Raw genomic sequence first — 9667 nt, forward strand, 5'->3', positions numbered from 1 at the left:
GGAACGATCCAAAGGCTCCGGCCTTTCATTCGCTGACAATATGCCGCAGGGAGGGATAGTGCAAAGGGGAACAACCGACCAACTCGCCGCCCCGCCGGTGGACCTGCTGCGCGGCGCGAGCCTGTTTCTCGATTTCGACGGAACGCTGGTCGAAATCGCCGACCGCCCGGATGCGGTTCAGGTGGACGAACGGCTCCACCGGCTGATTGCCTCGCTGGTCGCGGCGCTCGACGGACGCGTGGCGCTGATCAGCGGGCGTCCGGCGGGCGAAGTCCGCAGCTTTCTGGGCGGCGGCGCACAGCCCGGTTTCGCGATCGCCGGTAGCCATGGGATGGAATTCCTCTGGGCCGACGGGCGCCGCACCGCCGCGGAACGACCCGCCTCGCTCGAACAGGTGCATGCCGAAATGACTGCGCTCGCGACCCAAAATCCCGGCGTGATGGTGGAGGACAAGCCATTGGGCGCCGCGCTCCATTTCCGCCAGGCGCCCGAGGCCGAAGAGGCGTGCCGCGCGCTCGCCACCAAATTGGCCGACGTCCACGGTCTGCAGCTCCAGCCCGGCAAGATGTTGTTCGAAGTCCGTACGACAGGCGGCGACAAGGGGCGCGCAATCGCGACCTTCCTCGAAAAATCCGAATATTCCGGCACCCGCCCGATCTTCATCGGCGACGACACGACCGACGAACCCGGCTTCGCCATGGCCGAGCGGCTGGGCGGCGCGGGCATCCTTGTCGGTACGCCGCGTGACACATCGGCTACCTATTTGCTCGCGGGCGTTCCCGAAACGCTCGACTGGCTGACCCAAGCAACGGAGGCGCTCGCGTGACCAACCTGGACCTCTGGCCGATCGGCAATTGCCAGGTAAGCGCGCTGATCGATCGCGCGGGCAATTTCGTCTGGGGCTGCGTGCCGCGCGTCGATGGCGATCCGCTGTTTTCCTCGCTGGTTCGGGGCGAAGACGCTTCGGGCGAAACGGCGCAGGGGCTCTGGTCGATCGATCTGGAAGACGGAATCGCGGTTGAACAACGCTATCTGCGCAACACGCCGATCCTGATCAGCCGCCATACCGATGCCAGCGGCAACGCCATCGAAGTGATCGACTTCTGTCCCCGCTTCGAGCGGATGGGCCGTACCTATCGCCCCGTCGCCTATGCCCGGATCGTCCGCCCGGTGGCCGGCAGCCCGCGTATCCGCGTGCGGCTGCGCCCTACCTGCCATCATGGCAGTTCGTGCCAGCAACGCATCGGCGGGTCGAACCATATCCGCTATTCGATGGATTCGATGACGCTGCGCCTCACCACCACCGCACCGGTGGGCATGATCGAGGAAGAGCGCGCCTTTCGCGTCGAAAAGCCGCTGCATTTCTTCCTCGGCCCCGACGAAAGCTTTGCCGGCAATGTCGCGGCGACGATCGAGGACATGCTGACCAACACCACGCTCGAATGGCAGGAATGGGTGCGCGGCCTCGCCATTCCGCTCGAATGGCAGCAAGTGGTGATCCGTTCGGCGATCACGCTCAAACTGTGCCAGCATGAAGAAACCGGCGCGATCGTCGCCGCGCTGACCACGTCGATCCCCGAACATGCCGATTCCGAGCGGAACTGGGACTATCGCTATTGCTGGATCCGCGACGCCTATTACACGGTTCAGGCGCTCAACCGGCTGGGCGCGCTCGACGTGCTCGAAAACTACCTCGTCTATCTGCGCAACATCGTCGACGCGGCCAAGGGCGGGCATATCCAGCCGCTCTATGGCGTGCTCGGCGACTCCGTGCTCGAAGAACGCATCGCCCGCGATCTGCCCGGCTATCGCGGCATGGGCCCGGTGCGGATCGGCAACGCCGCCTATGACCAGCGTCAGCACGACGCCTATGGCCAGATCGTCCTGTCCAACGCCCAGGCATTTTTCGACCATCGCCTGTTCCGCATGGCAGGGATCGAGGATTTCGAAGGGCTCGAACGCGTCGGCGAACGCGCCTGGCAGCTGTACGACCAGCCCGATGCCGGGCTGTGGGAGCTGCGCACCCGCCAGAGCGTCCATACCTATTCCGCTGCGATGTGCTGGGCCGCGTGCGACCGGCTGGCCAATGTCGCCGGCGAACTGGGTCTGCCCGAACGCCAGCATTTCTGGGAAGCGCGCGCGGGCACGATGCGCCAGCGGATCGAACAATCGGCATGGCGCGAGGATGCGGAATTCGTCTCGGCGACCTTCTCGGGCAGCGATCTCGACGCCAGCCTGCTCCAGCTGCTCGATCTGCGTTTCCTGCCGCCCGACGATCCCCGCTTCGTCGGCACGCTCAAGGCCGTCGAGGCCGGGCTGCGGCGCGGGTCGCACATGCTGCGCTATGCGACCGAAGATGATTTCGGCCTGCCCGAAACCGCGTTCAATGTCTGCACCTTCTGGCTGATCGAAGCGCTGCATTTCACCGGTCGCGGCGAAGATGCGCGCGAGCTTTTCGAAGAAATGCTGTCGCGATGCACCGCCGCCGGGCTACTCTCCGAAGACATCGATCCGGTCACCGGCGAATTATGGGGGAACTATCCCCAAACCTACTCGCTGGTCGGAATGATCAACTGTGCCGTTTTGTTGAGCAAACCGTGGAGCGCCATACGATGAGCCGATTGATCATCATTTCCAATCGCGTCAGCGCACCCAAGGGATCGATGTCGGGTGCGCAGGGCGGGCTCGCCGTCGCGCTTCAGGCGGCGTTACGCGAATCCGGCGGCATCTGGTTCGGCTGGTCGGGCGAGCTGACCGAGAATTTCACCGGCCAGATCAATTTTCAGCGCAACGAAGGCGTGACGACCGCGACGGTCGATCTGGAAGAACAGGATATCGAGGAATATTATAACGGCTACGCCAATCGCACGCTCTGGCCGCTGTTTCACTATCGCATCGACCTCGCCGAATATGAGCGCGATTTCGCCGGAGGATATAAGCGCACCAACGAACGCTTCGCCGACACGGTTCGCCCGCTGATCGAACCGGAAGACGTTATCTGGATTCAGGATTATCACATGTTCCCGCTCGGTTCGGAGCTGCGCAAGCGCGGCTTCCGCAACCGGATGGGCTTTTTCCTCCACATCCCCTGGCCGCCGCGCCGCCTGCTCACCACCCTGCCCGAAGCACATGAGCTGGTGACGTCGATGTTCGCCTATGACGTGATCGGCTTTCACACCCAGGAATGGCTGGAAAGCTTTTGCGATTTCGCGCGGATCGAACTTGGCGCCGTGCTCGAAGAGGATGGCCTGGTGCGGCTGGGCGATCGCACGGTGCGGCTGCTCAACTGTCCGATCGGCATCGATTCCCAGGATTTTCAGGCGATGGCGGATTCCGATATCGCCGCCGCGACGTTCAAACAGATGCGCAAGAGCGCCGTGGATCGCGCGATGATCGTCGGCGTCGACCGGCTCGATTATTCCAAGGGGCTGGAAGAGCGGTTCAACGGCTATGAACGGTTCCTCGAGGAAAGCCCCGAAGAGCGCAAGGAAGTGTTCCTTCTCCAGATCGCCCCGCCCTCGCGCGCGGCGGTCGACAGCTATCAGCGGATTCGCGCCCGGCTGGAGGCGATGTCGGGCCATATCAACGGCGCCTATGCCGATCTCGACTGGGTTCCGATCCGCTATGTGAACAAGGGCTATCCGCGCGATGTGCTCGCCGGCGTCTATCGTGCCGCGCGGATCGGTCTGGTCACGCCGCTGCGCGACGGCATGAATCTGGTCGCCAAGGAGTTCGTCGCCGCGCAGGATCCCGAAGATCCCGGCGTGCTGATCCTCTCGCGCTTTGCCGGCGCTGCGGCGCAGATGCCGACCGCCCTGCTCGTCAATCCGCTGTCGGCAGAGGAAATCGCCGATGCCATTCGTCAGGCGCTGCGCATGCCGCTCGAAGAACGCAAGGCGCGGTGGAAGCCGCTATACGACAATGTCGTCACCGAAGATGTCAGCTGGTGGCGCGAGCGGTTTACTGCTGCGCTGATGGCGGAGGTGCAGGATCAGCAAACCGAAGTGGTGGACTGATTTCGGCCTCGCTGCGATAGCGCAGCACCGCTTCGGGCATTTCCTCGCGCACGAATTTCAACATCGCCTCGCGCACATCGCAGCGCAGGTCGAACGCGGTCGATGCGTCCTTGGCCGTCATCAGCCCGCGCACTTCGACCGAACCATTGGGCTTGGTGTCGGTCACCTGAATATTGTTGAACCGCCCGTCCCAGCGCGGATTGCCCTCGACCACTTCCTTATGCTTCGCGCGAAAGCGATCGATGTCGGCATTGGCGTCGAGATACCAGAACACGCTGCCCAGCAACTCGCTCGTCTGGCGCGTCCAGTTCTGGAAACTGTCCTCCAGGAATTTGGAAACCGGCACCACCAGCCGCCGCTCGTCCCATATCTTGACGACGACATAGGTCATGCGGATTTCCTCGATCTTCCCCCATTCGCCTTCGATAATGACGACATCGTCGATGCGGATCGGTTCGGTCAGCGCCATCTGGATGCCGGCGATCAGATTCTTGAGCGCGGGCTGCGCCGCAGCGCCCACCGCCAGCGCCGCCAGTCCGGCCGAGGCGGCCAGCGTCACGCCGATGCTCCGCACGCTCGGAATGCTCATCAGCATCGCGCAGAAGGTGATCAGGATCACGACGAAAGTGGCGATGCGGAACAGGATGTCGGCACGCGTGCGGCGGCGGCGGGCGTGGAGATTATCCTCCACCGAAATATCGGCGCGGCGCTGCACGAAACCATTGGCGACCCGGATCAGCGCGACCGCCAGCCAGCCGACCAGCGCCGGCACCACCAGCCCGGCAATCTGGTCCCAGATCGCGGCGGCGCGCGCATTGAGCGACAGGGCCGGCCGAACCCAGGCGAGCGCGAACGCGACCAGCAGCCAGCGGCTCGGGCGTTTGACGCGACGGACAAGATCGGCAGCGGTAAGATAGGGGGTGCGCTTCCCGATCCGGCGGACCAGGATCAGGATGAACTGATGCAGCAGCAGCGCCGTCAGCACGGCAAGCGTGCCCAGGACGACGTCCTCGATCCAGCGTGCATTGGGGTCGGCACCGACCAGATCGAGTATCGGTGTCGTCACCGACGCGATCCAATCGCTCGCCCTGGCAAGGAAATCCTGCAAAATGCCGCTCCCTGTTGCGTGTCCCTTTCCAACGGAACCGGGCGCTGCCGGTTCCCGCAGTGCGGCGTAACCGCGCATGCGGCGCCCGCCTGACGGGCGCTTCGGCCATCACGCGACGCAGCAAAACCTGCCGCTGCAAAGATGACCCTATCGGCACGGGCGCGCAAGGCACAGGGCGCGGAGACAAGTCCCCGCGCCCTTACCGCCCGATCCGGATCGGAATATCGGCCGGAGCGCTCCCCCATCGCCCCGGCCTGAGCCGCTCTATTGCGGCGGCGTCGCCAGCAGCGTCAGCATGCCCGGCCGCATGCGATTGGCCGCGACTTCGATCGTCGCGCCCGATGCCGTGGTCATCAACGGACGGAAATCGCTCCCGGGCATATTGTTCGCCACCAGCTTGAACCGCGTCAGGTCCGAACGAAACTGCTGCTGATCGGCCTCGGTCATCCCGGTCACTGCGAAAAACAGGTCATACAGTTCGCTGAACGCCATCGGGTGCGGATGATTGCCGAAATCCACCTGAAACGTGCCTGCCGGCGCATTCACCCCGTCGGTGGTGAGCAGCGCCATCCCGTAATTTTCTTCATTGGAAATGCGCCCCGAACACAGCAGCAGCTTGGCGCCCTCCAGCACGTCCGCCGTCCCCTCCGAATCCTTGAAGAACGGGCACCGGCTCTCATTCACATCCCGAAACGCTTCCATCGCGGCGCGTTGTTCGGCCACGGTCGGATAGCTTGCGGCCGGACTCGCTTCGGCGGCTACCGGGTCTCCGCCGCCTGCATCGGCGGTGTTTCCCCCGTCCGATCCGCATGCCGAAAGACCGATCGCCATTGCGGCGACTGCCGCCAGCCCGATTAGCTGTTTCATACGCATCCCCTCACTTTTTTCACTGTCCCCGGCCACCTGGTCACTCACAGGCGACGATTTCGAATTTCGAGCCGCTCGCTTCCAGTTCGGACTGGGTGGAGCCATAGCTTTTCATCAGCGGCCCCAGCGCGCGCGTAACCGAATCATTCGCCGCAATCGAAATCGGGCCGACGCGCGACGCATTGCCGTTCGGATCGGTGGCCAGGATCGTCACCTGTCGCATTTCGCTCGACCCGTTGGTGATCCGCGCCGAGATCGTGTTGGCGAAGATCCCCGAATCCACCAGAATATCCATCTTCACCGCCGAACAGCCGCCTCCGCCCAGGCCGCATGAGGACAGCAACCCGCACCCCAGCGCAATTGTCAGCGTCTTGACCAGTTTCGGCATTTTCACTCCTTGCCCTGCCATTCCCCCGCCTTTTCCGCAGGATCGTTGCGATGCAGGATAGAGCCGCTGCGGCGCGCCCGGGCACCTATAAAAAGATTAGGTCGCGAACCTAAGCCGGGTTCGGGGACATGGGCGCGCCCAGCAGGCCGACCTGAAAGGCGCGCGGAAGGATCTCGCGATTGAGCGCGCAATCGAGCTTTGCGCGCAACTGTTTCAGGTGAAAGGATATAGTGACTTCGGACACGCCCAGCCGGTCGGCAATCTGCTTGTTCGACAGTCCGTCCCATAATGCCATCAGCACATCATATTGCCGCGGCGATATCCTCAGGTCGTCCAGTGCGATACGCTTGCGACATTCGGGATGGAGCCGCTGATAGGCGATCGAATAGATCGTATAGAGCAGCGGAACATGCTGTCCGACGAAGTCGGTAAAGTCGGATGCGGACATCAGATCGGTTCCGATCGCGATGCCGCCATCCACCTGGCCATATGCATTTTTGTGCGAAAAACCCACTGCCCGTTCCATGCCGGCATGCCGCGCTTCGGCGATCAGCTCGCGCCCCTTGCTCGACCAGATCAGGGGTTGCTCCTCATCCACCGCGAACATGAGTGCGGGGCGATCGCTGTTCAGGACATGCGGGATCAGCGCATCCTCGGGCCCGTAATTGCGCGCAGCATAATGCGCGACCCAATTGTTGCGAAAATTCTCGAGAAAGACCGGAAGGTCACGCGTCGTCCCATTGGGGAAAACGACATAGTTGACCACATTGAAGCCCAGCTCGAGCAGCGATTGCGTCAGGCAATGCCATTTCGCTTCAAAGCTCTGCGCGGCTTCCATCCGATAGATATAGTCTATCAGGGTATTTTGCATCTTGCTTCAGGCGTCCGGCACGTCGTTGCGCGCGCCTTCGTCACCCCTCCCACCGGTAACACGACTATTAAGATCGCCGCATGAAGCGGCGAAATACGCCCCGAGCACATTGGGGCAGCGATCTAAGCACAGCGGAAACAAGGGGTCTAGGCCCTGTTGGCCAAAGGGGATTCCCAAATCGCCGCATGACTGATTCAAGACTGCCTTTCAGGGAGGCAGCTTTGGCTCGAGGTGATCTGACAGACGATGAGTGGGCGCTGTTGCCTGCCGAGCGCGGTCGGTGGGCTCGCCTGGCCCAGGCTGATGCTAGCCGACAAGGGCTACGACAGCGACGATGTCCGCGCCAGCTTGCTGCTCGAGGGGAGTCTGCCGGTCATCCCGCCGAGGGCCAACCGCAAAAAGGCCATCGCCTGCGACTTCCGCGCCTACAAGGACCGCAACCGGGTCGAGCGCATGTTCAACAAACTCAAGCAGTTTCGTCGCATTGCAACCCGATACGACAAGACAGCCGTCTCCTTCCTCGGCTTCCTGGCGCTCGCCGCCGCGAGGCTACGGATGCCTAGCTTCACAAGAGGGGCTTTCGCCAATCATCCCCCTACTTCGTCGGGCGCACCGGCTGCCGGAGGATGATTTTGCGCTGCGGCGGGGCAACGCGGCTCCAATCATCGAGATAGATCTCATGATAGGGACCATCCGGCTCTAGCCCTTCCTGTGGCAGGTAGTCGCCGTAAAGCCTTGCCAATACCGCCGGAAGGTCGCTCGTTCCGCCAATATGCAGGAACTGCACGCACTTGCCTTCAGCCAGAACCTCCCATCGAACAGCGCGATCATCGCCCAATTCGCGGCGCGCTTCAGCAGCCGAGTCCTTCAATCTCTGTGCATCAGCCCAGACCGGCAAGGTAATCTGCACACGCCAATGCCACTTCTCACGGTTGCCCGCAGCCAGGTCATCCATATCATCGGCCCAGTAGACCATTTCCACCGGCGGCTCGACAAATGACTTGCCCATCCGCTCCCGCGCTTCGCGTCGGATAGCGTAGATTGCGGTGTAGAGAGCTTTCACTGCGGCTTCGATTGAGGCCTGTTCAGGCGGGCCTTCGCCATCCAGGATCGCAAAGGGAAGCTTGGGCACTTCAACAATGCTGAAGTCGCCAGCCGGTGGCGCGTAAAGCGTACGCAACGCAGTTCGGTCCTGTGTTAAATCTATCAGTGCTGCGTCTACCACGGCTTGTTCCTCATATAGTCCAGTGTGGTGTTGATCCAGCTTCGCTCGGCCTTCAGTTGGCCGGTCGAAAAGTCAAAAAGACTTTCGATGTGATCGGGCATGGGCTGTCTTTGTCGGCGCACTTGCTCGAGCCGCTCCAGTTCCGCGACAACCGACGACAGGCGCATCTCCAAGGCGTTCAAGGCCGCTTCGCGCGCGAGCACTGGCCAATGCACCATTCCAAGCAGAAGCGATGAGAAGGTAGGACGATAGGCGCCAAGAGCGGCAATCGTCTCTTGGCGCAAAACCTCACGGCCGGATGGCGTGATGCAGAACGTCTTTCGCGCCTTGGCACCCCTGGGTAGCTCGGACTCCACAAGCCCAGACTTCTCCAGCTTGCCGAGCACGAAATAGATCGAAGAGAAGCCGACTTGCGTCCACTCCCGCATGCCCCGTGTGTCAATGATCTGCTCCAGCTCATAGCCATGGCGCGGCATCTCGGCGACGAGCCCCAGGAGCAACAGTTCAGCATCTGTAAGGTGCGCCGACATATTCTAGTACTAGAATATGTGGCTAGCCAGTGTCAATCACTCGTGCTTCACCGGGTTCCCGAAATCCGGGCAACAAGGAGGGGAAACACTCCCTAGGGTCACCTTTCGTCAACAGGCGCTAGGTGGCGCGCACGAGACTTGTCCCGCAATCGCCAGCCTGCCGAATTCCCCGAAGCGCATGATCGCGCCGCCATGCCGCAACTCACCCGGCGCGCGGCGGTATCCGAACCGGCCATCGGCAAATATGTCGAATATCGTGGCGGAAAAGCATGCCGGACGGCGCCGCTATAGCCCGCCGGTTCGGCTTCCTGGCAGTTGCGACGAACGTGGTCGCTCTGAAGAAAGCGCCAGAGCCAATGCCGGCGCGGCGTACCGCGATCGGATTGATAGCGGCAATCCGACGGGGTCAGGCGTGACGGGCGGTCGAATCCCGTGTGAGGGGCTGCCAGATCAGTCCCGGCCCGATGATGCGCAGCATTACTGCGTTACGAAAACCGGGCCTGCCTCGCCAGAAGCGCCGAACACCGCCGAATTCGTCCGGACGCATCGGCAAATCCGCGCAAGGCGCCGCATCCTCGTCGACCGAAAAGACGCCCAAAAAAGCGCCAAAACGCAAAAACGCCCGCGCAGGACGAGCCTGGCGGGCGTTTTGATATTTGGTT

The 9667-nt window shown here is 62.4% G+C and carries 10 protein-coding genes, 1 tRNA gene and 1 pseudogene (1 of these 12 running past the window's edge); 5 read left to right on the forward strand and 7 right to left on the reverse strand.

Features of this window, described 5'->3' with window-relative positions; translation table 11 throughout:
• Positions 1 to 58 precede the first annotated feature (58 nt).
• The 3 genes from otsB to DKB74_RS18010 are packed head-to-tail and all read left to right on the forward strand — an operon-like array spanning position 59 to position 4016.
• Complete coding sequence (otsB, locus tag DKB74_RS18000; RefSeq protein WP_239987598.1) at positions 59 to 826, forward strand: trehalose-phosphatase; 768 nt, start codon at positions 59 to 61, stop codon at positions 824 to 826.
• The gene (locus tag DKB74_RS18005) at positions 823 to 2616 is read left to right on the forward strand and encodes a glycoside hydrolase family 15 protein (protein ID WP_109809582.1); all 1794 of its coding nucleotides are present in this window, start codon (positions 823 to 825) and stop codon (positions 2614 to 2616) included. Before otsB ends, DKB74_RS18005 begins: the two co-directional genes overlap by 4 nt.
• Complete coding sequence (locus DKB74_RS18010; RefSeq protein ID WP_109809583.1) at positions 2613 to 4016, forward strand: alpha,alpha-trehalose-phosphate synthase (UDP-forming); 1404 nt, start codon at positions 2613 to 2615, stop codon at positions 4014 to 4016. The genes DKB74_RS18005 and DKB74_RS18010 overlap by 4 nt, the downstream gene beginning before the upstream one ends.
• Here the strand turns inward: DKB74_RS18010 and DKB74_RS18015 are convergent.
• From DKB74_RS18015 to DKB74_RS18030, 4 genes are all read right to left on the reverse strand, one after another.
• Entirely contained in the window at positions 3961 to 5061 is a 1101-nt protein-coding gene (locus DKB74_RS18015) for a mechanosensitive ion channel family protein (protein WP_239987604.1), read from the reverse strand. The genes DKB74_RS18010 and DKB74_RS18015 overlap by 56 nt on opposite strands.
• A 327-nt stretch (positions 5062 to 5388) precedes the next feature.
• The gene (locus tag DKB74_RS18020) at positions 5389 to 5991 is read right to left on the reverse strand and encodes a DcrB/PsbP domain-containing protein (RefSeq protein WP_109809585.1); all 603 of its coding nucleotides are present in this window, start codon (positions 5989 to 5991) and stop codon (positions 5389 to 5391) included.
• A gap of 40 nt (positions 5992 to 6031) precedes the next feature.
• Positions 6032 to 6379 (reverse strand): hypothetical protein, encoded by a 348-nt coding sequence (locus tag DKB74_RS18025; RefSeq protein ID WP_109809586.1) that lies wholly within the window; start codon positions 6377 to 6379, stop codon positions 6032 to 6034.
• A gap of 109 nt (positions 6380 to 6488) precedes the next feature.
• The gene (locus DKB74_RS18030; protein WP_109809587.1) at positions 6489 to 7250 is read right to left on the reverse strand and encodes a helix-turn-helix transcriptional regulator; all 762 of its coding nucleotides are present in this window, start codon (positions 7248 to 7250) and stop codon (positions 6489 to 6491) included.
• 294 nt (positions 7251 to 7544) lie between these two features.
• On the opposite strand from DKB74_RS18030, the pseudogene DKB74_RS18035 reads away from it, so the two are divergent.
• Positions 7545 to 7880, forward strand: a pseudogene (locus tag DKB74_RS18035) (transposase); the annotation flags it as partial.
• On the opposite strand, the gene DKB74_RS18040 reads toward DKB74_RS18035, so the two are convergent.
• Both DKB74_RS18040 and DKB74_RS18045 read right to left on the reverse strand, forming a co-directional pair.
• The gene (locus DKB74_RS18040) at positions 7846 to 8475 is read right to left on the reverse strand and encodes a GyrI-like domain-containing protein (protein WP_109809588.1); all 630 of its coding nucleotides are present in this window, start codon (positions 8473 to 8475) and stop codon (positions 7846 to 7848) included. The pseudogene DKB74_RS18035 and the gene DKB74_RS18040 overlap by 35 nt on opposite strands.
• Positions 8469 to 9005 carry a PadR family transcriptional regulator gene (locus DKB74_RS18045; RefSeq protein ID WP_109809589.1) on the reverse strand — a complete coding sequence of 179 codons (537 nt, stop codon included), beginning with the start codon at positions 9003 to 9005 and terminating at the stop codon, positions 8469 to 8471. The genes DKB74_RS18040 and DKB74_RS18045 overlap by 7 nt, the downstream gene beginning before the upstream one ends.
• Before the next feature lie 138 nt (positions 9006 to 9143).
• Here DKB74_RS18045 and DKB74_RS18735 point away from each other — a divergent pair, with 138 nt between their 5' ends.
• On the forward strand, positions 9144 to 9296 hold the full coding sequence (locus DKB74_RS18735) for a hypothetical protein (protein ID WP_154670837.1): 153 nt from the start codon (positions 9144 to 9146) through the stop codon (positions 9294 to 9296).
• A gap of 366 nt (positions 9297 to 9662) precedes the next feature.
• Here the strand turns inward: DKB74_RS18735 and DKB74_RS18055 are convergent.
• Positions 9663 to 9667, reverse strand: a tRNA-Met gene (locus DKB74_RS18055) (it continues 72 nt past the right edge of the window).

The sequence above is a fragment of the Stakelama portus genome, from assembly GCF_003171655.1.
GTDB classification, from domain to species: domain Bacteria; phylum Pseudomonadota; class Alphaproteobacteria; order Sphingomonadales; family Sphingomonadaceae; genus Sphingomonas; species Sphingomonas portus.

What these genes read in the sequence shown, in the direction of transcription:
- DKB74_RS18010 (WP_109809583.1), top strand. Translation starts at nt 2,613, where the DNA reads ATGAGCCGATTGATCATCATTTCCAATCGCGTCAGCGCACCCAAGGGA.
- DKB74_RS18025 (WP_109809586.1), bottom strand. Translation starts at nt 6,379, where the DNA reads ATGCCGAAACTGGTCAAGACGCTGACAATTGCGCTGGGGTGCGGGTTG.
- DKB74_RS18045 (WP_109809589.1), bottom strand. Translation starts at nt 9,005, where the DNA reads ATGTCGGCGCACCTTACAGATGCTGAACTGTTGCTCCTGGGGCTCGTC.
- DKB74_RS18020 (WP_109809585.1), bottom strand. Translation starts at nt 5,991, where the DNA reads ATGAAACAGCTAATCGGGCTGGCGGCAGTCGCCGCAATGGCGATCGGT.
- DKB74_RS18030 (WP_109809587.1), bottom strand. Translation starts at nt 7,250, where the DNA reads ATGCAAAATACCCTGATAGACTATATCTATCGGATGGAAGCCGCGCAG.